Source organism: Haloarcula marina (assembly GCF_024218775.1).
Lineage (GTDB): Archaea > Halobacteriota > Halobacteria > Halobacteriales > Haloarculaceae > Haloarcula > Haloarcula marina.
In genome coordinates this window covers 1,630,407-1,653,225 of sequence record NZ_CP100404.1, presented here as the reverse complement: position 1 = coordinate 1,653,225, position 22,819 = coordinate 1,630,407, and the positions used below count along the sequence as shown (strand labels likewise).

Here is a 22,819-nt window from a genome sequence, read left to right as displayed (position 1 = left end):
TCTGTGCGCGGTCCGGTGGCGAGCAACGGGGCAGTCGACGCCGACGGTGAGACGGCTACACAGGGCCTCCCGGCAAGAAACACCGAGGTTATACACCTCGAACGGATACGTCGTGCCAATGAGTCAAGAGCGTACCGAGGGTGACCTCCGCAACACGGGCCTCTCGCTCAAGCACGACCGGGAGTGGGACTACGAAGTCGACCGCATCGTCGACGCCGTCGAAGAGCGCGACGCCTCCACGGTCGGCCTCCAGTTCCCCGAGGGCCTGAAGCGGCGCGGTCCCGCCGTCGCCGACGACCTGCGCGAGGAACTCCCCGACGACGTGAGCGTGATGATGTCCGGACAGCCGTGTTACGGAGCCTGCGACCTCGACACCTATCTGATGCGCCGGACCGACGTGTTCGTCCACTTTGGTCACTCGCCGATGAAGGAGTCGGACAAGATTATCTACGTCCCGCTGTTCTCGAACGTCGACGTCTTCCCGATGATGGAACAGGCCGCCGAGGAGGAACTGACGAGTCCCGACGAGGACCCCGACGTGGGACTGGTGACGACGGCCCAGCACATGAACAAGTTCGACGAGATGCGCTCGTGGCTGGAAGAGCGCGGCTACGAGGTCCACACCCGCAAGGGCGACGACCGACTGACCCACGAGGGGCAGGTCCTCGGGTGTAACTACGCTTCTGCGGACGTGGACGCCGACCAGATTCTCTACGTCGGCGGCGGGAAGTTCCATCCCCTCGGACTGGCGATGGAACACCCCGAGAAGAAGGTCGTCATCGCCGACCCGGTGAACAACTCTCTCACTATCGCCGACACGGAGAAGTTCATGAAACAGCGCTACGCCTCGGTCCACAAGGCGATGGACGCCGAGACGTGGGGCGTCATCTTCTGCACCAAAATCGGGCAGGGCCGATGGGAGAAAGCCCAAGAAATCGTCGAGAACAACGACGACGCCTACCTCATCACGATGGACGAAGTCACGCCGGACCGCCTGACCAACTTCGGGATGGACGCCTACGTCAACACCGGGTGTCCGAGAATCACGACCGACGACGGCCCGCAGTTCAAGCGGCCGATGCTCACCCCCGGTGAGTACGAAATCGCCGTCGGCGAGAAACCGCTGGAGTCGCTGGAGTTCGACACGTTCCACGGCACGTGGTAAGGCCTTCGACCGCCGGGCCGGACTCCGCTTTCGACCACTGAACAGGGCGGTTTTCCGTTCGTCCTCTGCTGTCCCGAACCCCCGTAGTGTCGTCCCTACCGGGTGGACCGCAGCGAGGGACCGCGACCGTGAACTGGCGCGTCCGGAATAACTACGAGGCATCACCAAAAGTTTTTACATGAGTTTGGCGTATTGCAGGTGATGCCGACAAAGAGTGCGCTCGCCCAGCAACTCGGTGTCGTCGCGGGGTTCGACAACCCACAGGCCAGCCTCGAACAGTACCGGACGCCGCCGGAACTGGCGGCCCACCTGATTCACACGGCTGACCTGCAAGGCGACGTGCAAGACCGCACCGTCGTCGACTTGGGGTGTGGGACCGGGATGCTGGCGCTCGGGGCGGCGCTCAGAGCGCCGACTGCCGTCGTCGGTGTGGACATCGACCCCGCGCCGTTGGCGACGGCCCGGCAGAACGAGCGCAAGGTCGGATCGACGACGTCCGTCTCGTGGGTGCGCGCGGACGCGACGCGAGCGCCGCTCTGCCCCCCGTCCGACACGACGGTGGTGATGAACCCGCCGTTCGGCGCGCAGTCGGGGAACGAACACGCCGACCGCAGTTTCTTGGCGACTGCCGCCGACATCGCCGCCGTCTCCTACTCCGTCCACAACGAGGGAAGTCGCGAGTTCGTGGAGTCGTTCGCCAGCGACAACGGCGGCGACGTGACCCACGCCTTCGAGACGGAGTTCGAACTCCCGCGGCAGTTCGACTTCCACGAGGCAGATAAACGCCACATCACCGCCGAAGTGTACCGAATCGTCTGGGCCTAGCGCTCGGGCGGCGTCTGCTTCTGTGCGATTTTCACCCGCGTCTGGTTCACACTGGCGTACAGGTCCGTTCGGTTGCGCAGGAACGTGAGGCCGCCGACCGTTTCGGTGGTCATGTTGGCGGGCAGGGGGCCGACGACGGACGTGCCGTTCTTCCGAGTGACCTTCAGTTCGAACCCTCCGCTCCCGGGCCTGAGCGTGACGTTTCGACCGTCGAGTCGGGCGTCGGCCGTCGACGGCGCAGAGGTGAACGCGGTCTGTGGGTCGCCCCCCTCGCGGCGGAGTTGGACGCGATACACCGTGTCGTTCCCGAGGACGCGCCACCCGGTTCGAGAGGCGACGACGGTCTCTCGCCACCCGACGCCGCCGACGACGACGGTTGCGCGCTGGTCCAGCGCCAACCGCCCCTTCGGTACCGCGGCTATCCACACCTCGCGCTGGTCGCTCGCGACGATGACGCCGCTCTCGGAGACGTTCGTCCGGTCGTCACCGAGTCCCAACGGGAGGGAGATGCTGGCGACGTATTCGTTGCGCACGTCCTCGTCGTAGGTGACGACGTAGTCCCGCACCGTCACGCCGTCCTGGGGGACGTTGTCGGGACCGATGGCGACCGTGTTGGCGGGCACCGACGCGAGACAGAGCGCGCCGAAGGCGACGAGGAGGACCACTCCGGCCACCGAGTGCCAATCCCGTTCGAACCGCGGGAGTCGGTGGTGGAGTTGGGCCGTGGCGGCGGCGACGAGGAGGGCGAGGACGAACACCAGCGCCGTCCCCAGCCACCGGAACAGCGTGAAACGGCCGCCCCCGACCGGAACGTAGACCGCCCAGAGGCCGTTCGAGACGGCGTAAACGAGCGTCGCGAAGAACACCCGCGTCGTCGCGGGTCGCTCCTGGCGGTGCCAGAGGTACGCGCCCGCGACGACGATGCCCGCGAGCAAGCCGATGGCGTGGCCCTGAATCGCGATGTTAGCCCACCACGGTGTCACGAACCGGGTGGTCCCGCCGACGGTCGGTTCGGGGTACAACAGCGCCGTGTATATCTGGTTCACAATTCGGCTTCCCAAGAGCGCGCCCAGGAAGAGATACGGTCGCGTCACCAGGGCGAACCCGGCCAGCGCGAACACCACGCCCGAGAAGCCCACGACGGGGCCGACGGCGAACAGGCCGGTGAACACGCCGACGACGGCCATCGCCGCCGGGACGGCCAGGATGCGTGCGAACGGGTTCGTCGACAGCGAGGTGAACGTCTGGACGCCGCGCTCCTCGGGGTAGTGGCCCCAGACGTACTCGACGACGGTCCCGTACAACAGGGTTCCCAGCAGGTTTCCCGTGATGTGGGCCTGCCCGCTGTGGGTGAACGGACCGGTCAACATTCCGAGCGGGTAGAAGTACGACCACGTCCGGAACGGCGTCACGAGCGGATGGTGATACCACCACGCCCCCTGGACGAACAGGTAGATAGCGAGGACGCCAGCCATCGTGAGTAGCGTCCCCCACGGCACCCCGAACAGCAGTCGACGGCGGAGCGGGGCGGTCAATCGGTCGCCGGTGAGCCGGCGGAGGCCGACCATCCCGACGACGACGGCGAGGACGACTGCCGCCGGTCGAAACGGCGCCGCTGCCAACGCCTCCGGCACCCACACCTGCATCATGTAGCGGTACTCGGGCGGGTGTCGGCTTATGGCTGACGGCGTTCGGAGCGCACGAAGGAAGTGACCGTCGCGGCCAGGCGTCCGTCGTCGCTCAGACCAGCGAGAGGCCGACGCTGTACGGCCACGCGGTGCCAGCGAGCGTCAGGACGACGAGCGCGCCGCCCGCCATCACGACGTTCTTCAGGAACTGCGTCATCTCGTTTTGCTGTTGGTCTTCGGGGACCGCCCAGAAATCGTGCATCGTGACCGCAGAGGCGAGCAGGAAGGTTGCGAGCGCGCCCGCGGCGACGACGACGTACGCGCCGAGGATGACGAGCACACCGCTGACGGCCAGCAGGCCACCGCTTACGTACACAGACGCTTTCGGGAGCGGGAGCCCCTTCGCCTCGGCGTAGGGAGCCATCGACTCGGCGTTCATGAAGTGATTCAGCCCCATGAACGCGAGGACGCCGCCGAACAGCAGGCGCGCGACGAGGAACAGTTCGGCCGCGCCAGCGGCTTCGAACACCATTACGCTGACACCTCCGTGACGGCGGCCGCGGTGCTGAGCGAGCAGTCGAACCGAACATCGAAATGCGGTTTCATTACGTTACTTGGTTCGGATGCGAACCTATATATCGCTTCCCGGACATAGAGGTGACCAGGTAACACGCATGTCATCAGAAGTCTTCTCAGATTCGGCCGAACCCGAGGAAAACGGCCCGTGCGCGCTCATCGAGTCGCTCGAACAAATCGGCTCGAAGTGGCGGCTCATCGTCCTCAACGAACTGCAAACCGGTGAGCGGCGATTCAACGAACTGAAGCGGGCGACGGACGCGAGTTCCCGGACGCTGTCGCGCGTGCTGGACGACTTACAGGAGATGGACTTCGTCGAGCGCCGCCTCGAAGAGGACGCGCCCGTCGCGACGTACTACCGCCTCACGCCGAAAGGCGAGTCGCTGTGTCCCGTCTTCACCGAAATCGAGGGGTGGGCCAACGAGTGGCTCGCCTCGTGTGAGAACTGACCCGACGAGAACACAGGCTTTTCCACCCACTACCACGAATAGATGAGCAATGGGAGTACGGCCACCAGCGAACGACAGTGACGAACCGGACGTTATCGAGTTCGGCATCGCGGCGCTGGACGCCCGACTCGCCGACGTGGACGTCGAGTACCCCACCGACGCCGAAGCGGTCAGCGAGCGGTTGGGACACGTCGAAATTCCGTACGACGCGACGGGCCACACCGTCACACTCGACGAGGCGCTCGGCGAAGCCACGGTCAAGCGCTACGACGACGAACAGGAACTACTGAACGCTCTCCATCCCGTCTTCGAGCGCAAGCGACAGGCCGCGGCCAACAGCATCCTCTCGCAACTCCGCTCGCTCGTCCCCTTCTAGCGCTGTTGGTCGCCCGTCGCGACGGCCGGTTCGGCGTCCGAGTCCTCGCCGCTCTCGTCGGCGCCGTGGTCGGACGGTGGCACGGTTCGCGCGCCCGTTCGCGTCCCGACGCGGTTGGCGATGTCCTCCAACCGCCGGGTCTGCTCGCGGTTGACCGTCACAATCATGTCCGAGAGGACGGCGAACATCAGGAGTTGGATGCCCAGCAGGATGGCGACGCCGCCGACCATCGCGATGACCTCGTGGGAGATGCTGTTGACCACCCAGTCGTAGGCGACGTACGCGCCCAGCGCGAGGCCGACGCCGATAGAGCCGAACCCGACGCTCCCGAAGTAAAAGAGCGGGTTGTTGGTCTTCGCCATCCGGTAGAGCGTGACGATGATGGTCCCGCCGTCGCGGAACGGCCGGAGATTCGTCTCGGACTCGTCGGGCCGTGGCTCGTAGGTGATGGGGACGACTTCCGTGTGGACGCCGTGTTTGACGCACTCGACGGCCATCTCCGTCTCGATGCCGAACCCCTCGGAGGACAGCGAGAGGCGCTGGAACGAGTCGCGGGTGAACGCTCGGTAGCCGGAGAGGATGTCGGTGAGGTCGTGGCCGTGGATGATGGAGAAGGCCCAGTTGATGACGGCGTTGCCCGTCTGGTTGAGGCGGGTCATCGCGCCGGGTTGCATGTTCGCGAAACGGTTACCGATGACGTGCCCGGCCCGGCCTTCGAACAGCGGTTCGAGCATCCGGTCGGCCTCGTCGGGGCGGTACGTCTCGTCGGCGTCGGCCATCAACACGTAGTCGGCGTCGACGTGGCGCTCGACGGCCTCCCGTATCGCCTGTCCTTTCCCGCTCCCCGACTGCTCGACGACGCGAGCGCCAGCGGCGGTCGCGAGGTCCTGTGTTCCGTCGGTCGACCCGCCGTCGATGACGAGGACGTTCTCGAACCCCTCCTCGCGGAACCCACTGACGACTGATTCGATGGTCTCGGCCTCGTTGAAGGCCGGGAGCAGCACGCAGACGTCGTCGCGGTCAGCCATTGGCACAACGTCGGCCACGCGCACTCAAATAAATACGGGTCCGTGGCCGACCGTTTCACGGCCCGGAACATGCGGGGCGGCACGCCGATTTACCCCCGCCGTGCGGGAGATTTATACACTCACCGATACTGACACTAGTTGGCACGGTAATTCATGACATCTCTCACAGACCGGGGCGACACGGTCGTCCGGGTCGCGGCGTCGGACCACGACGACGTGGCGGTGACGGTCGACGCGGGCGTCGGCGGCACCGTCGCGCGCGTCGGGTCCACTGGCGTACCGGCACTCGAACCACTCGTCGTGGTCACGCGCGACGGCCGGAGCGGTTTCTACGCCCGGTGTTCCGACGACCGCATCGCGGACATCGCGTCGGCCTGCCTCGCCGACGCGGACGTGACGGCGGCCGACCCGGACGCCGTCGCGGACCACGACCCTGCGGCCACGTCACTCCCGCCCGTCGACCTCCCCGGCCTCGATACGGACCGGCCCGTTCTCGGTGGCTGTGGCTGGCGACGGCCTGAGAGCGCGGGCGACCACGCCGACGCCGGTGGGTTCGCCGACGCAGAGGCGGATGCGGTGTTCGACGCGGGCGCGACTCTCCTCGGTCGCGGGTGGGGCGACTGGTGTCGGGACCGCCCGCTGGTCGAGGCCTGGGAGACGGCCGCCGAAGTCGACGAGGCACCCGCCGTCGTGGTGAACGGCCACGGGTCGACGACGGACTCGCTCCTCCTCGCCAGCGCGCCGATGGAAGTCCTCGACGGCGCGATGGCCCTGACGGACGCGGTTGACGCGGAGCGACTGGTCGTCTATCTCTCCGAGGCCGACGAGCGAGCGGCCGAGCGAGTCCGGGCGGCCGCCGACGGCTACCCGGACCCGGCCGCCGCCGTCGAAGTCCACACCGGCCCCGCCGTCTACCGGGCCGCCGAACCGACGATGGCGCTCGAAGCCATCGAGGGGAACCACCGCCTCGAAGCGCGACTCCGGCCGCCCGGTCCGGACTCGGTCGGCCTCGACGGCCACCCGACCCTGGTCCACACGCCGCGGACCCTCGCCCACCTCTCCGTGACCCTCCGCCGCGACGAACCGCCCGAGACCCGCGTCGTCACCGTCGACGGGGACGTGGATACCTCGGCGACCGTCGAACTCTCCGCGGACGCGCCGCTGTCGACGGCGCTGGACGCGGTGTCGCTCACGGGCGAGTTCAAAGCGGCCTGCGTCGGCGGCCGCTTCGGCGGCCTCACCGACTCGCTGGACGTGCGGCCGACGCCCGAGGCCCTCACGGCGGCGGGCCTCGGGACCGATGGCCGCGTCGAACTGCTCACCGACGACCGCTGTCTCCTCTCGTTCGTCGGGAAGCGCGCGCAGTTCGCCGCCGACGCCAACTGCGGGCGCTGTGTGCCCTGCCGCGAGGGGACGACCCAACTCGCGGAACTGCTCCGCGACATCTACGACGGGGCGTACGACCCCGACGCCGTCGACGAACTGACCGACGTGATGGCCGAGACGAGCATCTGCGCGTTCGGCGTCGACGCCGGACGCCCCGCGCGGACGGCGATGGAATCGTTCGGCGCCGAACTCGCGGCCCACGCCGAGGGCCGCTGTCCGGCCGGGAGTTGCCCCGACATGCTGGAGGTTTCCCACTGACATGAGTTCCGAATCCCACGACACGACGGACGCACCGCCGCTGACAGAAGACATCGCGCCGGGGACGGCGACGGACCCGCCCCTTGGAAGCGCGGACCGGGCGACGGTGACCGTCGACGGAACGGAAGTGACCGTCGCCGCGGGGTCGACGCTCATCGACGCCGTCGAGGCCGTCGACACCGACGACTCTGTTCCGGCCCTCTGCCACTACGGCCGCGAGGGCATCGGCCCGCGGAGCGAGTGCCGGACCTGCATGGTCGAGACGGACGCCCACGGCGTCGTCCCGGCCTGCAGTTTCCCGGCCGAAGACGGGGCCGTGGTCAGCACCGACGCGGACGGCGCGGCCACCGCTCGGAGCGTGAACCTCGATTTGGTGCTGTCGAACCACAACCTCCGCTGTACGACCTGCGGGAAGAACGGCCGGTGTGAACTGCAGGACGCCGCCATCGAGGAGGACGTGGAGGAACCGCGATACGGCGTCTTCGACGACCGGGACGCCTACGAACCGCTGGACGACACGTCGTCGTTCATCCAGATAGACCGCAACAAATGCATCCTCTGCAACCGCTGTGTCGAGGCCTGCAACGACGTGCAGGTGGAAGGCGTCCTGCGGATGGAGGGGTCCGGGCAGGACACTCGCATCGGCTTCCAGAGCGACGCCGAGACGATGGAGGCGTCGACCTGTGTCTCCTGCGGACACTGCGCGACGGTGTGCCCGACCGGGTCGCTCGTCGAGAAGGGCATCGAGGACGCGACGACTATCCCCCTGCCGGGGTTCACCCAGAAGAACAGTATCGGGAAGGCCTACGAGAACACCGGTCGCTCGAAGGGGCCGATGACGCCGAAGAAGCGCGCCCAACGGGCGAAAGAGGAGGCGGCGACCGAGAACGAAACGGGCGACGGGGGCGACGCGACGCCCGGCGTCCCCGAGGACCCCGACGGGGGTGAGTGGCCGTGAGTTCGGACGGCGAGGGCGAGAAGTCGGGTGTCGCCGGATTCATGGAGCGAGCGAGGGCACAGGCACTGCAGAATGTCGAACACGTCGCGGAGGGGGTCGCCGCCGAGACGCTCCCGGAAGGAAAATTGTTCGAGGTTGCCAGCGCCGTGGGCGACAAACGTCTCAGCGAACTGACCGTCGCGGACACGACCTGCGGGTACTGCGCCGTCGGGTGCCGATTCGACCTCTACTCGGATGGCGAGGAGATTCTCGCCGCCAGACCCACCGACGACGAGAACGCCCCGGTCAACGGCATCTCCACCTGCGTGAAGGGGAAGTTCAGCTACGGGTTCGTCAACTCCGACGACCGCCTGACCAAACCGCTCGTCAGGGCCGAGGACGGGTCCTTCCGCACCGCGTCGTGGGACGAAGCGCTGAACCGCGTCGCCGAAGGACTCGGCGCAATCAAGGAGGAACACGGTGGGGAAGCCCTGTCACTCATCGCCTCCTCGAAGGCGACCAACGAAGAGAACTACCTGATGGGCAAGTTCGCCCGACAGGTGCTCGGCACGAACAGCGTCGACAACTGCAACCGTCTCTGTCACTCCTCTACCGTCGCTGGCCTCGCCCAGACGTACGGCTACGGGGCGGCCTCGGTCAGCACCGAGGACATCGAACAGACCGACTGCTACCTCTTGACCGGGTCCAACACGACGGAGGCCCATCCCGTACTGGCGACCCGCATCAAGCAGAACGTCAGGGACGGCGCGGACCTGCTGGTCTTCGACCCGCGCGAGGTCCAAATCGCCGAGTACGCGACCCAGTACAGCCGCGTCCAACCGGGCTACGACGCCGTCTGGATTAACGGCATCACCCGGTACATCATCGAGAACGACCTCTACGACGAGGCGTTCGTCGCGGAACGGACGAGCGGGTTCGAGGACGTGAAAGCGTCCGTGCAGGAGTTCACGCCCGAACGCGTCGAGGAGGTCACCGGCGTCCCGCCCGAGGAGATCGCGTCGGCCGCCGAGACACTCGGGGCCGCCGACACCTGCGTCTTCGGATGGACGCTCGGCCTGACCGAACACTCCCACGGCACGGAGAACGTCATCGCGATGGCGAACCTCGCGGCGATAACCGGCAACCTCGGGAAACCGGGGACCGGCGTCTCGCCGTTCCGCGGTCAGAACAACGTCCAGGGCGGGGGCGGCGACATGGGGCCGCTTCCGGACAATTTCCCGGGGTATCAGGACATCGCTGACGACGAGATTCGCGCGAAGTTCGAGGAGGCGTGGGACTGCGACATCTCGCCGGAGTACGGCCACTACACCACCCAGATGTTCCTCGCCGCCCACCGCGGCGACGTTCGCGGGATGTACATCATCGGCGAGAACGCCGCGCTCTCCGAACCCGGCGTCAACCACGCCGAGGAGATTCTGCGCGACCTCGACTTCCTCGTGGTACAGGACCTGTTCCACAACGAGACGGCCGAGTACGCCGACGTGGTCCTCCCCGCGTGTTCGTTCGTGGAGAAGACGGGCACGTTCACCAACACCGACCGGACCGTCCAGATGGTCAAGCAGGTGATGCCGCCGAAGGGCGACTCGCGCTCGGACTGGGAGATTCTCCAGGACCTCGCCAACCGGATGGGGCGTGACTGGAACTACGCGTCCAGCGCGGAGATAATGGACGAGGTGAACGCGCTGACGCCCCTCTACGGGGGCGTCACCCACGAACGCGTCGACAGCGAGGGTGGCCTCCAGTGGCCGTGTCCCCACGAGGACCACCCCGGAACGAAACGGCTCTACGAGGACGCGTTCAACACCGACGACGGCCTCGCGCACCTGCAGGGCATCGGCTTCAGCGCCCCCGCCGAGACGCCCGACGACGAGTACCCGTTCACCCTGACGACAGGCCGGGTCCTCTATCAGTACCACACGGGGACGATGACCCACCGCGAGGAGGGAATCATGCAGTACACCCCCAGCGACTTCGTGGAGATTCACCCCGACACCGCGGCGGAGTACGGCATCGAGAGCGGCGACGAGGTCCGAATCCGGTCGCGGCGCGGCGAAATCGTCGTTCCGGCCCAAGTCACCGACCGGGTCGGCCCGGATACCGTCTTCGCGCCCATCCACTTCGCCGAGAGCGCGGTGAACCGACTCACCGACGAGGACCACTTGGACCCGGCGGCGGCGACCCCGGAGTACAAAGTCTCGGCGGTCAGCATCGAACGCGTCGACGGCCACCACGAGACGGCCGACGAAGACGAACGCGAGCAACCGCGGGCCGCGGGGGACGACTGAGATGGCGGACCCACAGCGAACGGTTCCCGAGGAAGCGACGAATCGCGCGCGGAAAGAGCGACCGTCGACGAACGGCGAGACGGCGCTCGAAGACGCGTTGGCGGCCCACGGCGAGGAACTCGCGGCGGCCGTCGAGGCCAGCGACGAACTGGACGACGCGTTGACGACGGCGATTCTCGTCGCCGCCACCGCCGACGAGGAGGAAATCGCCAATCTGACCCAATCGGCGGCACACCTCGTGGAGGCGGCGGATGGCTTAACGACGGAGGGAGCCGCGGCGCTGGCGACACAGGTCGGCGACGACGCCGACGAACTCTCCGCGGCGGTCGACGCCGTCGTGGAACTGGAACGGGAGGGGCACCTCGACCGCGTGGTCGACATCGGGACAACCCTCTCCGAATCGCTCTCCGACGAGCAACTGGCCCAACTCGGAACGCTGTTGGAGGAAGACGGGACTGACCTGTTCGAAGCGCTGGACGTGGTCCTGTCGCTCCAGCGCGAGGGGAACCTCGAACCGCTCATCGACAACGCCCGGGCGCTGTCGGCGCTTCGTCTCGACGCGGAGACGGTGGCGGGCGTCGACACGGTACTCGGTGCGCTCGGCGAGGCACAGCACGAATCGGAGCCGATGGGACTCCTCGGTGCCGTCTCCGCGCTCCGGAGTCGCGACGCCCGGGCCGGACTCGGGTACCTCGTGACGCTCCTGAAAGCACAGGGCCGCAGGGTACGGGAGCGGTAAGCCGCGATGGTCGGAGACGAGTCGGACCCGCCGCCGACCACCTGCCCCGAGTGCGGCGTCGGCTGTCAGCTAACTCGCGGACCCGACCCGGACCGGGCGCGTGGCCGGAAGGGGCCCGCGAACCCGGACGGCCGCCTCTGTCGGCGAGGTGCAACGACGTTCGGGCGGCCGCCCGAGGCCGAGCGACTGCGCCGCCCCCGCGTTCGTCGAGACGGGGAACTGACGCCCGTCTCGTGGGAGACGGCGATGGCCGCCGCCGCCGAGGGCCTCGCCGACGCCCGTGACGCTACGGGTCCGGACTCGCTGGCCTTCCTCGGCGCGCCCCGCTGTACGAACGAGGAGAACTACCTCCTCCAGAAACTCGCGCGACTCTGCGGGACCAACAACGTCGACAACCGCGCCCGCCTGTGTCACGACCAGACGGCGCGGGCATTGGCCGACCGTCTCGGGTGGCCCGCTTCGACGAACGGCCTCGACGGCCTGCGCTCGGCCGACGTGATTCTCGTCGTCGGCGCGAATCCGGCGGCGCGTCAACCGATGGCGTTCGACTCGTTCGTCCGGCCCGCGGTCCGAGACGGCGCGACGCTCGTCCACCTCGACCCGGTCGGCAACGAGACGACGCGACTCGCGGACGTCCACCTCGCGCCTCGGCCCGGGACGGACGCGCTGTTACTGGACCACCTGAGCGCGCGAGTCGACGCGCGCGGCGGCGTCGCCGAGTCGTTCGTTGCGGACCGAACCCGCGACGCCGACCGGTACCGCGAGGAACTGACCGCGCTCGAACGGGGGGACGCGGCGGCCGTCGCGGGGGTCGACGACGCCGCCGTCGACCGGGTCGCGGAACTCCTCTGCGAGCGGGACCGGACCGCTGCCGTCGTCGGGACCGGCATCGACGGCCAGCCACCGGTGTCTGCCCCCGACGCGCTTCTGAACCTGCTGTTGCTGACCGGCAACGTCGGGCGGCCCGGGACGGGCCTGTACGTCTTCCGCGGCCTGGTCAACGAACAGGGCGCGACGGACGCGGGGTGCGTGCCGGACAAACTACCGGGCCACGTCTCCGTCACCGATGCCGACGCCCGCGAGCGAGTCGGGTCGGTTTGGGGCGTCGACCCGCCAAAGCGACCGGGACTCGACGCGAAAGCCCTCGTCGGTGCGTTCGGCGACGCGGTCCGGGCCGCGCTGGTCGTCGGCGAGAACCCGGCCGTCTCGAAGCGGCCGGACGAGTGGCTGGACCGACGCCTCGGTGGACTGGATACGCTCGTCCTCGTCGACGCGGCCGAGACGGCCACGACGCCGTACGCAGACGTGGTGTTGCCCGCCGCGACTGGCGTCGAGAAGCGCGGGACCGTCACCAACCTCGACCGGACGGTCCAGCGGGTCCGGCCCGTCCGCGACCCGCCGGGCGACGCGCGACCGGACTTCGAGGTACTGCGGGAACTGGGGTCGCGGCTGACGGCCCCGGCGCAGTTCGACTTCGACGGGCCTGACGAGGCGTTCGACGAACTGGCGGACGTGAGTCCGGCCTACGCGGGACTGTCGGTGGGCGAGACGAAATCCAGCCGACAGTGGCCCGGGGACGCCGGGTCGACCCTGTACGAGGACGGTTTCGAGACGGCGGACGGCCGCGCACGCTTCGTCGGCGTCCAACCGCCCGTCGACGCCGGTGACGACGACGGCCTGCGTCTCGTCTCGGTCGGGCGAGCGAACGACGACGCGGCGACGCGCGGCGAACGGGACCGCGTGCGGATACACCCCGACGACGCCGCGGCGCGCGACGTAGCGACCGGCGAAACAGTCGCCGTCACCGACGGCGAGACGGTGGTCGAAGCCGTCGCCGAGACGACCGACGACGTTCGGCGCGGGACCGCGGTGATGCACGCCGCCATCGCTGACCCGCTGGAACGTCGGGGGGACCCGAACGTCGCCGTTCGGCCCCTTCGGTCGGCGCCTGCCACGCAGGAGTGAGCGCCCACCCCCCGACCGTGGATTGATTACGCCGCGGGACGTGTCATCTGACTATGAGTTCTGCCACGTCCAGTGACACGATTCCGATTACCGTCGTCAGCGGACCGCTCGGGGCCGGGAAGACGACGCTCGTCAACCGACTACTGAGCGATTCCGGTGACCGCCGCATCGCCGTCGTCGTCAACGACATGGGCGAGGTGAACGTCGACGCCGAACTGCTGGAGGGCGACACAGAGGACGGCATCGTCGACCTCTCGAACGGGTGTATCTGCTGTCGCTTACAGGACGACCTCGTGACCTCGGTGACGCGGTTGGCCGAGGAGCGGTCGTTCGACTACCTCGTCGTCGAGGCGTCGGGCATCAGCGAACCGCAACCAATCGCTCGCACGCTCACGATGGGGACGGAGGAAGGGGCGCTTCCCGAGCAGTTCCGACTCGATACGACCGTCTCGGTCGTCGACGCCTACGGCTTCTGGAAGGCCTTCGACCCCGAGGAATCCCTGCCGGACGCCGCGCCCGACCCCGAACGCCCGCTGACAGAGGTGCTGGTCGACCAGATAGAGTTCTGCGACGTGCTGTTGCTGAACAAGTGCGACATGGTCCCCGACGACGCCCTCGACGACATCGAAGCCTCGATTCGGGAACTCCAACCGCGAGCGACCATCTATCGGACGACGTACAGCGAGGTCGACCCGGACGCGGTGCTCGGCACCGGCGCGTTCGACTTCGAGGAGACGCGTCGGCAACAGGGGTGGAAACGGGCGCTCGCGGGGGCGCAAGGGAGCGGCGATAGCGAGGGCGACGCCGGACACGAGGCCGGGGACACCCACGGCCACGACCACGACCACGGCGGGCAGTCCGCCGCCGAGGCCCACGGCGTCGAATCGTTCGTCTATCGCCGCGAACGACCGTTCCACCCCGAGCGGTTCGACGCGTTTCTGGACGACTGGGACGGGCGCGTCGTCCGTGCGAAGGGCTTTGCGTGGGTCGCCAGTCGGCCAGAGACGGTCCTCGGCGTGAGTCAAGCGGGACCGGCGGTACAGGCGGGGCCTATCGGCGAGTGGGGCGACGACGACCCGGCGACGCGACTCGTCTTCATCGGGCAGGGGATGGACGAAGCGGCGCTGACTGCGAGGCTGGACGATTGTCTCGCCGCCGACGAGGAACGGAACGCGGCCTACGAATCGGACCCGTTCCCGCGAGAGTCCTGACTACGCGCCGTAGCCCACGTCCTCTTTCAGGTCGTCCCAGGATTCGTGAAAGCCGTAGGTCGAGTCTGACTCGCCGGACACGGCGGTCTGATAGACCTCGTCGTACTCCAGCAGGCGCGACCACCCCTCCTGAAATCGGTAGCTACAGTACTGGCACATCGTGTCAACGTAGCGACTGCTCCGGCATAGCGGTTCCGGTCGAAAAAACGGCGAGTGGGGTTAGGGTTCCAGCAGGACCTTCGTGACGCCCTCTTCGCGGTCGTCGAACTTCTCGTACATCTCCGGGGCCTCGTCGAGGCCCACGCGGTGGGAGACGACCCAACTCGGGTCGGCGCGGCCCTCGATGATGAGGTCGCGGAGTTCGCGGTTGTAGGACTTCACGTTACACTGGCCGGTGCCGAGTTTCTGCCCCTTCTCGAAGAGGAGGCCGAAGTCGATGCCGAGTCGGCCCTGCGCGGCCATGTCGTCGGGCGCGCCGGGGTCCTCCGGAACGTAGAGGCCTGGGATGCCGAGTTGGCCGGTCGGTTTGACCGTCCGGATGAGGTTGTTGAGGACGACGGCCGGGTTCTCGCGGGCCGGGTCGTACGCGTCGTCAGCCTCCTTCTCGGGGTCGATGGCCTGATAGCCGACGGCGTCGACGCCCTTGTCGACTTCCCCGCCGTGTTCGTTCTTGATCTGCTCGACCGGGTCGCCCTCCTCGAAGTTGATGGCGGTGGCGTCGCAGTGCTCCTCGGCGAGTTCCAGTCTGCTCGGCACACGGTCGATGGAGTAGATTTCGGCCGCGCCTTTGATTTTCGCGCTGTAGGCGGCCATCAGGCCGACCGGCCCGGCACCGTAGATAGCGACGGAATCTCCGGGTTCGAGGTTCGCCAGTTCCGTGCCGTGCCACCCCGTCGGGAAGATGTCGGCGAGCAGCGCGAACGCGTCCTCGTGCTCGTCGCCCTCCGGGAGTTTCAGCGCGTTGAAGTCGGCGTACGGGATGCGGAGTTTCTCGGCCTGTCCGCCCTTATACGGCCCCATCGCGACGTAGCCGTAGGCCCCACCGGCGAATCCGGGGTTGACGTTGGTACAGAACCCTGTGTACCCGTCCTCGCAGTTCTCACAGAACCCGCAGGCGACGTTGAACGGCGCGACGACGCGGTCGCCCACCTCCAGCGAGGTGACGGCGTCGCCGACTTCCGTGACGATACCCATGTTCTCGTGACCGAACACGATACCCGGTTCGGCGGCCGTCCGCCCCTCGTACATGTGGAGGTCGGACCCACAGATACAACTGGTCGTGATGTCGATGAGAACGTCGTTCGGATGTTGCAGTTCCGGTTCGTCTACCTCTTCGACGGCGACTTCGTGCGGGCCTTTGTATACGACAGCTTGCATGGACATTTCTTTGACAACTCCGGGTCAAACTCCGGTTGGTAGACATTTATAGATAATCGTTACATTAGTGATTCAGCTACTGTGCCGTACGATTTAGATACGTATGGATTACGTACCACTCGTCAGCGAGAAGACTCACTCGTCTCGTTGTTCGCTGAGATGTTCCCAGACTTCAGTGCAGCCACAGCCGTCGTCTAACTCCTCGAAACGTGCGTCGTCCCGGTCACTCTCTCCCCGCTTTTGTTTACTCACGATGCGAGTAACTATGCCGGGCATCGGGTAAATATCTTCCGGCGATACTCCCGCGCGTTTTACCTTCTCCAGCGTGAACGGGGTGGTATGACCGACCCGTCCGACGTGTTCGAGCGCGTTGGGCTGACCGAGTACGAGACGACGGCGGTAGAGGAACTGCTGTCGCTCGGCCGGACTACCGCCCCGAACCTCGCCGAGGCGACGGGGATTCCGAAAGCACGCATTTACGGCGTCCTCGATTCGCTCGCCGACCGCGGGTTCGTCAAGGTGATTCCCGGCCGACCGAAGGAGTATCAGCCCAAATCGCCCGAAGAGATTCTGGACCGCGCCGTCGAGAACCGGCGGCAGTCCTACGAATCGTTCGCGGGCGACGTGGAGGCTCAGCGCGACGCCTTCCTCGCCGAGTATCGGCCTCGCTACGAGCGTGCGAGCGGAGACATCTCGCCGACGGCCGAACTGTTCCACGTCGTCGACGTGGGTGACCCGAGCGAGCGAGAGACACGACGACTGTACGACGACGCTACCGAGACGCTCCGAATCATCACGAACAGTTACGCCTACCAAGACAGCGTCGACCGGGCGCTCGCCGACGCCGTCGAGAGAGACGTCGACGTGGCCGTCCTCTTCTTACACCCCGACCGACTCCCACCCGAGAAGGCCGCCGTTCAGGCCGACATCGTCGACCGTCTGGCCAGCGAGTACCCCGACATCGGGGTTCGATTCAGCACCGAGAAACTGCCGTGGCGCGGCACGCTGGTCGACCCGAGCATGGACTACGAGGGCGGCGAGGCGATCCTCCTCGTCGAGGAACCGGACGTGCCGAACCACATGCGACAGGCCGCGCTTACCGAGAACGGGTCGTTCGTCGCGGGGATGAAACGCTACTTCGACCTCGTCTGGGAGCACGAGAGCGTCCCGGAACCCTGAACTGAGGTTACACCTTGTAGCCGAGTTCGCGGAGTCGCTGGTCGACCTTCTCCTGTCCGACCTCCGCCTCGTCCGACACCGGCGGTTCCGGGACGATGCGACGACGGGTGCCGTTCGTCGACTCGTACCACGGGACCCGCACGAGGTGCTCGTCGTACAGGCCGACGTGGTGGCCGTAGTCCGCTATCGGAACCGGCGCGGTCCGGTCGCCGAGCAGTTCGCCGTGGTCGGCGGTGACCACCGTCTTGCCGTCGAGTTCGTCGAGGAGGCGGTGGACTTCGGGGAGCACCCACTCCAGATTCTCGACGTAGGCCTGTCGAAGCGTCTCGTCGTCGATGTCGAGTTCGCCCTGCTGGATGCGCTCGAAGAGCGCATCTGACTGCTCCTCGTAGGACGGGAAGACGCGGTCTGCCGTCGGTCCCTTGAACGGGTGATGGGGCGGGATGAAGTGAATCAACAGGCGTTTGTTGGGGTACTCGTCCAGCGCGCCCAGCGCCGTCTCGGTCAGTTCCGGCGGGTCGCTCTGGTCGCCGTAGAGGGCCGCGTGGACCTCGGTGTCTATCTCCTCGTTGAGACGGAAGTACCAGCTATTGGTCGTCGCGTAGACCACGTCGTGGAGGTCCTTCCCGGCGAAGTTTCCGCGCACGAACTCCGGGGTCGCGGCCCCCCGAGAGATGCGCGACTCCACGCCCTCGAAATCCGTCACTTCGCAGAAGGTGTCGTACCGACACGCGTCGAGGATGATGAGGTTGTCCCAGTCGGCCTCGAAGATGTCGATGCCGTCGGTGTTGTACGGGCGAGTGTACAGGCGGCGGTGGTACGCGCGATTCAGCTCTCGTAACACCAGATGCGGATTGGAAAGCGCCTCTTTGAGTTCGCTCAGCCCGTACATCAACGCCTTGTGGTCCGGTGGTCCGTCGCTTAATTCCGTCGAAAGGTCGGCGTCTCGGGACGCCGCCCGTCGCCCTATCGATAGCCGAGTTCTTCCAGTCGGTCGGCGACGTGGTCGGGGACGTCGACTTCCCCGCCGGTGACGACCGCGGCGCGTTCGAGGCCACTCCGGAGGTCGTCCAACCGCGCTCTGGGGTCGTCTCGCTCGGCCCGTCCGACGGACTCGAACCCGTCGAGCGTCTCCCAACCGTAGTAATCGACGGGTTGGGCGCTCCCCCACAGTTCGGTGTCGTAGCGGTCGATGACCGCCTCGTCGTACCCCCGCTCTTCGAGGAGGTGCTTGTGCCCGGCCTTCAGGCCGTGTCGTTCGACCAGCAGGTCGCGCGGTTCGGGGTCGTCGAGCAGGTCCTGCCCGGGGTACTCGTCGATGTCGAGGCCGCTGGCCGCGAGAACGGTGGTGAACACGTCGCAGAGCGAGACGGGGAGGTCCGTGCGCCGGTCCTCGACGCCGTCGTAGTAGATTGACAGCGGCACGTGGACCAGTTGAGGGTAGATGCCGTGCGTGTGTTCCCACGCGCCGTACTCGCCGAACATCTCGCCGTGGTCGCTGAGGGTGACGACCACGTCGAACGCGTCGCGCAACTCGGCGAACACGTCCCGGTACACGTCCGCGAGATACCGGACGCTGTCGTCGTAGGCCTGCCGAATCCCCGCGTGGTCGGCCGCCGGCCCCGACTCGGAGATGGTGTCCTCGATGTTGGGGCTGTAGTCGACGTCGGTGGTCCGATACTCCTCGGGCGGGTCGTACGGCGCGTGGGCCTCCATCAGGTTCGCGAAAAAGAACGCCTCGTCGTCGAACGACCGGTTCCGGAGCGTCTCTCGTAACTGTGCCGCCCCGTCGTCGTCGCCCGTGAGCGTCGAGATGCCCATGTCGTCGGCTTTCAGTTTCAGCCCCCGCCGAAGCGAGCGGAGCGTGTCCACATCGGGGCCGAACAGTTCCTTCACGGCGTAGAGGTAGCGGCCGAACCCGCTCGTCCCGTGTTCGGAGATGAACGTCCCCCAGTCGACCACGTCGTCGTCGTATCTGCTCGCCTTCCACGTCGTCTCGAACTCGTCGAACCCGCGGTCGAACTGGAACGGGCGAGAGATGTTCGCGTTCGCGCTGAACGCGCTCGTCGTGTAGCCTGCCTCGGAGAGCAGTTCCGCGAGCACATCCCCCTCGTAGTCGAGTTGCTCGGCCTGAGCGTACACCCCGGTTTCGCTCGGATACCGGCCCGTGAACAGCGCACCGTGGGCGGGCACGGTCCACGAACACGGCGACCACGCGTTGTCGAACTGGACCCCTGGCATCCAGTCGAAGAACTCGTCGTAGCTGTCTTTGCGCAAGGTATCGAGGACGACGAGGGCGACGCTGGTCATCTGGCTTGCCGCGAAGTATAGCGGTTTGCTACAAAACAGTTCCCCTCCCAAATGACCCTCCCGCCCGGTCTGACGGTGGCCCCACCAGCGCGCAATCACGAGGTTATAATGGGTGGAGGGCGCATCCGGTGACAATGAGGGTCGCGCTACTCGTCAAGGAGTTCCCGCCGAACGTCGTCGGCGGCACCGAAACGCAGTCGCTGCGGATGGCCGACGCCCTCCAGTCGCGCGGCCACGACGTGACCGTCTACACGAAGTCCTACGGCGAGGCGACGCCCGACGACGACCACCCCTACGACGTGGTTCGCGTCCCCAACGTGCGGTCCTCGCCGTTCGTCAGCACGCTCACCTTCGTCCTCGGGGCGACGCTGTTGCTCCTCCGGGACGCGAAGCGGTTCGACGTGCTCCAGTGCATGATGGTGTATCCGAACGGCTTCGTGGGCTACCTCGTCTCGAAACTGCGCGGCCTGCCGTACTTCGCGTGGATACGCGGCGGCGACTACTACTTCATGAAAGACACGCCCGGCAAGCGGTGGAGCATCGACCGCGTCCTCCGCGATACGACGGTACTGGTACAGGGAAGCGACATCGCGGCCGACGTTCGGTCGGAGTTCGACCCGCGAGACGTGCGGGTGTTGGGCAACGGCGTCGCCCTCCCGGAGGGGCGGGCCGACGGCGAAGACGTCGTCTTCGTCGCCCGCCTCGAACGCTGGAAGGGACTCGACGTACTCCTCGACGCACTCGCCGGAACCGACCGCTCGCTAACCGTCGTCGGCGACGGACCCGAGCGCGAATCGCTCGAACGGCAGGCCAACTCGCTCGACGTCGACGCGGAGTTCGTCGGCCTCGTGGACCCCGAAGAAGTCGTCGACTACCTCGCCGACGGCCGCGTCTTCGTGCAACCCTCCCGAGAGGGCGAAGGCCTGCCCAACACCGTCCTGGAGGCGATGGCCGTCGGCCTCCCGCCCGTCGTCACCGACTCCGGCGGTCTGCCGGACCTCGTCACCGACGGCGAGACGGGATACATCGTCCCGATGGAGGACCCCGAGGCGATTCGTGAACGCGTCGAGACGCTGTTTACCGACGACGAGACGCACGCTCGCCTCTCGGAGAACGCCCGCGAACACGTCGAAGCGAACCACAGTTGGGACGCCATCGTGGACTCGCTGGAAGGCGTCTACGCCGACGTTCGCGCCGTGGGAGGTGCGTCCTGATGTGCGGCATCGCTGGGGTCCACGGGTGGGTCGACGAAGGGCGTCTGGACGAGATGCTGTCTTGCATCCGCCACCGCGGCCCCGACGAGGGCGGCCGCCACATCGACGAGAAGGCGGGCGTCATGCTGGGGATGCGCCGCCTCTCTATCGTGGACCTCGCGGGCGGGAGCCAACCCATCTACAACGAGGACGACACCGTCGCCGTCGTGTTCAACGGCGAGATATACAACCGCGACTCGCTCCGGGCCGAACTGGAGTCGGTCGGCCACCGCTTCACCACCGACAGCGACACCGAGGTGCTGGTCCACGGGTGGGAGGAGTGGGGCCAGTCGCTCCCCGAACGGCTCAACGGGATGTTCGCCTTCGCCGTCTACGACGAAACCGACGAATCGGTGTTCCTCGCTCGCGACCGCTTGGGCATCAAGCCGCTGTACGTCGCCACCGTCGACGACGGGTTCGCCTTCGCCAGCGAACTCCGGCAGTTGCTCCGTGCGGGTGTGACCCGGGAGGTCGACCCCCGGGCCGTCCACAACTTCTTCTCGGTGCGGTACACGCCCGGGTCGGAGACCCTGCTGTCGGCCGTCGAAAAGGTCGACCCCGGCACGTCGCTGCTGGTCACCGACGAGGGCGTCGAGCGCCGCCGCTACTGGGAACTGTCGCCGTCGCCGGTGCGCGGGTCCCGGGGCGACATCGCCGGGCAGGTCCGTGACCTCCTCGAACTGTCCGTCGAGCGCCGTCTGATGGCCGACGTGCCGGTCGGGGCGTTCCTCTCCGGGGGCCTCGACTCCTCGGCCATCGTCGGCCTCGCCAGCGAGCGCTACGACGGCGACTTGCAGACGTTCTCGGTGGGGTTCCAGCAGGCCGAGGCCGACGAGAGCGAGGAGGCCCGCTTCGTCGCGGACCACTTCGGGACGGACCACCACGAACTCACCGTCGATATCGACGATATGTCGGTGTTCTCGGACCTCGTCGCCCACTACGGCGAACCGCTGGCCGACGCGGCGGCGCTCCCGACGATGCTCCTCTCGGAGTACGCCGCCGAGAACGTGAAATGCGTCCTCACCGGCGAGGGGGCCGACGAACTGTTCGCGGGCTATCACCGGCACAGACTGCTCCCGAAGCACCGACAGTACGCACGCCACGTCCCGAGTCCCACCTTCGACGCCGTCGGCGCAGTTGCCGAACACGCCGGGCCGCTCCGCCGACCGCTGCGCTACGCCGCGAGTCTGGAGAGCGACGAGCGCGCGATACTGGAGTCGGCCCGGCGGTACGCCGACGAGCGACCGGAGACGTATCTCTCGACCGGCCACGACACAGCGTCGAGCGGCCTCATCGGGAAAGTCGAGACGGCGACGGCGCGAGCGGGGAACGATACGCTTCAGCGACTCACCGCCTACGACATCAGCTACTGGCTCCCGGACGACCTTCTTTATAAGGTCGACCGGGCGAGCATGGCCGCGTCGCTGGAGGCGCGCGTCCCGTTCCTCGACCACGAACTCGTCGAATACGCTTACAACGTCCCCACGGAGTACAAACTCGACGGCTACAAGCGGGCGCTGACCGACGCCGTCGACGACGTGGTTCCCGCGCGCATCCTCGACCGGGACAAGCACGGGTTCAACGTCCCCGTCAGCGAGTGGTTTCGGGAGGACCACGAGGCCATCGCGGGGTGGCTGACCGAGACACACGTCGAGACGGCCCCCTACATCGACAGCGACCGCGTGTTCGACCTCCGGCGGGCGCACCGCCACGGCGACGCGGACCACGGGATGACGCTCTGGAAAGTCCTCACCTACGTCGCGTGGTACCACGAGTTCCTCGTCGAGGAGTGACCGTCGCTGGAAAGGTTCATGTGGCGCGACCCGGCAGAGGGGATATGAGGAGCGAGTC

Annotated in this window: 21 protein-coding genes; 13 read left to right on the top strand and 8 right to left on the bottom strand. The window is 67.2% G+C overall.

Translation table 11 applies throughout. The features are described from left to right. The first annotated feature begins 118 nt into the window (after window positions 1–118). Both dph2 and NJQ44_RS08635 read left to right on the top strand, forming a co-directional pair. Entirely contained in the window at window positions 119–1,165 is a 1,047-nt protein-coding gene (dph2, locus tag NJQ44_RS08640) for a diphthamide biosynthesis enzyme Dph2 (RefSeq protein ID WP_254274283.1), read from the top strand. A 201-nt stretch (window positions 1,166–1,366) separates the two neighbouring features. Further along, the gene (locus NJQ44_RS08635; protein ID WP_254274282.1) at window positions 1,367–1,990 is read left to right on the top strand and encodes an METTL5 family protein; all 624 of its coding nucleotides are present in this window, start codon (window positions 1,367–1,369) and stop codon (window positions 1,988–1,990) included. Here the strand turns inward: NJQ44_RS08635 and NJQ44_RS08630 are convergent. Then, window positions 1,987–3,639 carry a rhomboid family intramembrane serine protease gene (locus tag NJQ44_RS08630; RefSeq protein WP_254274281.1) on the bottom strand — a complete coding sequence of 551 codons (1,653 nt, stop codon included), beginning with the start codon at window positions 3,637–3,639 and terminating at the stop codon, window positions 1,987–1,989. The two genes, NJQ44_RS08635 and NJQ44_RS08630, sit on opposite strands and share 4 nt — an antisense overlap. Before the next feature lie 91 nt (window positions 3,640–3,730). Further along, on the bottom strand, window positions 3,731–4,150 hold the full coding sequence (locus tag NJQ44_RS08625; RefSeq protein WP_254274280.1) for a DoxX family protein: 420 nt from the start codon (window positions 4,148–4,150) through the stop codon (window positions 3,731–3,733). 142 nt (window positions 4,151–4,292) lie between these two features. Between NJQ44_RS08625 and NJQ44_RS08620 the strand changes: the two genes are divergently transcribed. Both NJQ44_RS08620 and NJQ44_RS08615 read left to right on the top strand, forming a co-directional pair. Next, on the top strand, window positions 4,293–4,643 hold the full coding sequence (locus tag NJQ44_RS08620) for a winged helix-turn-helix transcriptional regulator (RefSeq protein ID WP_254274279.1): 351 nt from the start codon (window positions 4,293–4,295) through the stop codon (window positions 4,641–4,643). A 49-nt stretch (window positions 4,644–4,692) separates the two neighbouring features. Next, window positions 4,693–5,019 carry a hypothetical protein gene (locus tag NJQ44_RS08615; protein WP_254274278.1) on the top strand — a complete coding sequence of 109 codons (327 nt, stop codon included), beginning with the start codon at window positions 4,693–4,695 and terminating at the stop codon, window positions 5,017–5,019. Here NJQ44_RS08615 and aglJ read toward each other — a convergent pair. Next, window positions 5,016–6,047 carry an S-layer glycoprotein N-glycosyltransferase AglJ gene (gene aglJ, locus NJQ44_RS08610; protein WP_254274277.1) on the bottom strand — a complete coding sequence of 344 codons (1,032 nt, stop codon included), beginning with the start codon at window positions 6,045–6,047 and terminating at the stop codon, window positions 5,016–5,018. The genes NJQ44_RS08615 and aglJ overlap by 4 nt on opposite strands. 153 nt (window positions 6,048–6,200) lie before the next feature. On the opposite strand from aglJ, the gene NJQ44_RS08605 reads away from it, so the two are divergent. Genes NJQ44_RS08605 through NJQ44_RS08580 form a run of 6 tightly spaced genes read left to right on the top strand, consistent with a single transcriptional unit; the run spans window position 6,201 to window position 14,849 of the window. Beyond that, entirely contained in the window at window positions 6,201–7,691 is a 1,491-nt protein-coding gene (locus tag NJQ44_RS08605; RefSeq protein ID WP_254274276.1) for an NADH-ubiquinone oxidoreductase-F iron-sulfur binding region domain-containing protein, read from the top strand. A gap of 1 nt (window position 7,692) precedes the next feature. Then, entirely contained in the window at window positions 7,693–8,649 is a 957-nt protein-coding gene (locus NJQ44_RS08600; protein WP_254274275.1) for a 2Fe-2S iron-sulfur cluster-binding protein, read from the top strand. A gap of 41 nt (window positions 8,650–8,690) precedes the next feature. Further along, entirely contained in the window at window positions 8,691–10,934 is a 2,244-nt protein-coding gene (gene fdhF, locus NJQ44_RS08595; protein ID WP_254274327.1) for a formate dehydrogenase subunit alpha, read from the top strand. A 1-nt stretch (window position 10,935) separates the two neighbouring features. Continuing rightward, a complete protein-coding gene (locus NJQ44_RS08590) occupies window positions 10,936–11,673 on the top strand; it encodes a helical membrane plugin domain-containing protein (RefSeq protein ID WP_254274274.1) in 738 nt (245 codons plus the stop codon). 6 nt (window positions 11,674–11,679) lie between these two features. After that, window positions 11,680–13,638, top strand: a complete 1,959-nt coding sequence (locus NJQ44_RS08585; protein ID WP_254274273.1) for a molybdopterin oxidoreductase family protein — start codon at window positions 11,680–11,682, stop codon at window positions 13,636–13,638. A gap of 53 nt (window positions 13,639–13,691) precedes the next feature. Then, window positions 13,692–14,849 (top strand): CobW family GTP-binding protein, encoded by a 1,158-nt coding sequence (locus tag NJQ44_RS08580; RefSeq protein ID WP_254274272.1) that lies wholly within the window; start codon window positions 13,692–13,694, stop codon window positions 14,847–14,849. On the opposite strand, the gene NJQ44_RS08575 is transcribed toward NJQ44_RS08580, so the two are convergent. The 3 genes from NJQ44_RS08575 to NJQ44_RS19620 all read right to left on the bottom strand — a co-directional run bounded on the left by NJQ44_RS08575 (window position 14,850) and on the right by NJQ44_RS19620 (window position 16,502). Next, window positions 14,850–15,008, bottom strand: coding sequence for a hypothetical protein (locus tag NJQ44_RS08575; RefSeq protein ID WP_254274271.1), 159 nt, complete (start codon window positions 15,006–15,008; stop codon window positions 14,850–14,852). Window positions 15,009–15,068: 60 nt separating this feature from the next. Then, a complete protein-coding gene (locus NJQ44_RS08570) occupies window positions 15,069–16,226 on the bottom strand; it encodes a glutathione-independent formaldehyde dehydrogenase (protein ID WP_254274270.1) in 1,158 nt (385 codons plus the stop codon). Window positions 16,227–16,361: 135 nt separating this feature from the next. Further along, on the bottom strand, window positions 16,362–16,502 hold the full coding sequence (locus NJQ44_RS19620; protein ID WP_489146250.1) for a hypothetical protein: 141 nt from the start codon (window positions 16,500–16,502) through the stop codon (window positions 16,362–16,364). A gap of 63 nt (window positions 16,503–16,565) precedes the next feature. Here NJQ44_RS19620 and NJQ44_RS08565 point away from each other — a divergent pair, with 63 nt between their 5' ends. After that, window positions 16,566–17,405: a TrmB family transcriptional regulator gene (locus tag NJQ44_RS08565; protein ID WP_254274269.1), complete on the top strand. Its 840-nt coding sequence runs from the start codon at window positions 16,566–16,568 to the stop codon at window positions 17,403–17,405. 7 nt (window positions 17,406–17,412) lie between these two features. Here the strand turns inward: NJQ44_RS08565 and NJQ44_RS08560 are convergent, their stop codons facing one another. Together NJQ44_RS08560 and NJQ44_RS08555 are read right to left on the bottom strand one after the other, a co-directional pair. Continuing rightward, window positions 17,413–18,297, bottom strand: coding sequence for an alkaline phosphatase family protein (locus NJQ44_RS08560; protein WP_254274268.1), 885 nt, complete (start codon window positions 18,295–18,297; stop codon window positions 17,413–17,415). Between the two features lie 74 nt (window positions 18,298–18,371). After that, window positions 18,372–19,715 carry a sulfatase-like hydrolase/transferase gene (locus tag NJQ44_RS08555; protein ID WP_254274267.1) on the bottom strand — a complete coding sequence of 448 codons (1,344 nt, stop codon included), beginning with the start codon at window positions 19,713–19,715 and terminating at the stop codon, window positions 18,372–18,374. A 134-nt stretch (window positions 19,716–19,849) separates the two neighbouring features. Between NJQ44_RS08555 and NJQ44_RS08550 the strand changes: the two genes are divergently transcribed. Both NJQ44_RS08550 and asnB read left to right on the top strand, forming a co-directional pair. Next, on the top strand, window positions 19,850–20,929 hold the full coding sequence (locus tag NJQ44_RS08550) for a glycosyltransferase family 4 protein (RefSeq protein ID WP_254274266.1): 1,080 nt from the start codon (window positions 19,850–19,852) through the stop codon (window positions 20,927–20,929). Next, on the top strand, window positions 20,929–22,761 hold the full coding sequence (gene asnB / locus NJQ44_RS08545; protein WP_254274265.1) for an asparagine synthase (glutamine-hydrolyzing): 1,833 nt from the start codon (window positions 20,929–20,931) through the stop codon (window positions 22,759–22,761). Before NJQ44_RS08550 ends, asnB begins: the two co-directional genes overlap by 1 nt. The last annotated feature ends 58 nt before the right edge of the window (window positions 22,762–22,819 follow it).

Coding starts and splice junctions, on each gene's coding strand:
- NJQ44_RS08560 (WP_254274268.1), bottom strand. CDS start 18,297: ATGTACGGGCTGAGCGAACTCAAAGAGGCGCTTTCCAATCCGCATCTG.
- NJQ44_RS08550 (WP_254274266.1), top strand. CDS start 19,850: ATGAGGGTCGCGCTACTCGTCAAGGAGTTCCCGCCGAACGTCGTCGGC.
- NJQ44_RS08600 (WP_254274275.1), top strand. CDS start 7,693: ATGAGTTCCGAATCCCACGACACGACGGACGCACCGCCGCTGACAGAA.
- dph2 (WP_254274283.1), top strand. CDS start 119: ATGAGTCAAGAGCGTACCGAGGGTGACCTCCGCAACACGGGCCTCTCG.
- NJQ44_RS08575 (WP_254274271.1), bottom strand. CDS start 15,008: ATGTGCCAGTACTGTAGCTACCGATTTCAGGAGGGGTGGTCGCGCCTG.
- NJQ44_RS08630 (WP_254274281.1), bottom strand. CDS start 3,639: ATGATGCAGGTGTGGGTGCCGGAGGCGTTGGCAGCGGCGCCGTTTCGA.
- NJQ44_RS08555 (WP_254274267.1), bottom strand. CDS start 19,715: ATGACCAGCGTCGCCCTCGTCGTCCTCGATACCTTGCGCAAAGACAGC.
- asnB (WP_254274265.1), top strand. CDS start 20,929: ATGTGCGGCATCGCTGGGGTCCACGGGTGGGTCGACGAAGGGCGTCTG.
- NJQ44_RS08585 (WP_254274273.1), top strand. CDS start 11,680: ATGGTCGGAGACGAGTCGGACCCGCCGCCGACCACCTGCCCCGAGTGC.
- aglJ (WP_254274277.1), bottom strand. CDS start 6,047: ATGGCTGACCGCGACGACGTCTGCGTGCTGCTCCCGGCCTTCAACGAG.
- NJQ44_RS08635 (WP_254274282.1), top strand. CDS start 1,367: ATGCCGACAAAGAGTGCGCTCGCCCAGCAACTCGGTGTCGTCGCGGGG.
- NJQ44_RS08605 (WP_254274276.1), top strand. CDS start 6,201: ATGACATCTCTCACAGACCGGGGCGACACGGTCGTCCGGGTCGCGGCG.
- NJQ44_RS08580 (WP_254274272.1), top strand. CDS start 13,692: ATGAGTTCTGCCACGTCCAGTGACACGATTCCGATTACCGTCGTCAGC.
- NJQ44_RS08615 (WP_254274278.1), top strand. CDS start 4,693: ATGGGAGTACGGCCACCAGCGAACGACAGTGACGAACCGGACGTTATC.
- NJQ44_RS08565 (WP_254274269.1), top strand. CDS start 16,566: ATGACCGACCCGTCCGACGTGTTCGAGCGCGTTGGGCTGACCGAGTAC.
- NJQ44_RS19620 (WP_489146250.1), bottom strand. CDS start 16,502: ATGCCCGGCATAGTTACTCGCATCGTGAGTAAACAAAAGCGGGGAGAG.
- fdhF (WP_254274327.1), top strand. CDS start 8,691: ATGGAGCGAGCGAGGGCACAGGCACTGCAGAATGTCGAACACGTCGCG.
- NJQ44_RS08570 (WP_254274270.1), bottom strand. CDS start 16,226: ATGCAAGCTGTCGTATACAAAGGCCCGCACGAAGTCGCCGTCGAAGAG.
- NJQ44_RS08590 (WP_254274274.1), top strand. CDS start 10,936: ATGGCGGACCCACAGCGAACGGTTCCCGAGGAAGCGACGAATCGCGCG.
- NJQ44_RS08620 (WP_254274279.1), top strand. CDS start 4,293: ATGTCATCAGAAGTCTTCTCAGATTCGGCCGAACCCGAGGAAAACGGC.
- NJQ44_RS08625 (WP_254274280.1), bottom strand. CDS start 4,150: ATGGTGTTCGAAGCCGCTGGCGCGGCCGAACTGTTCCTCGTCGCGCGC.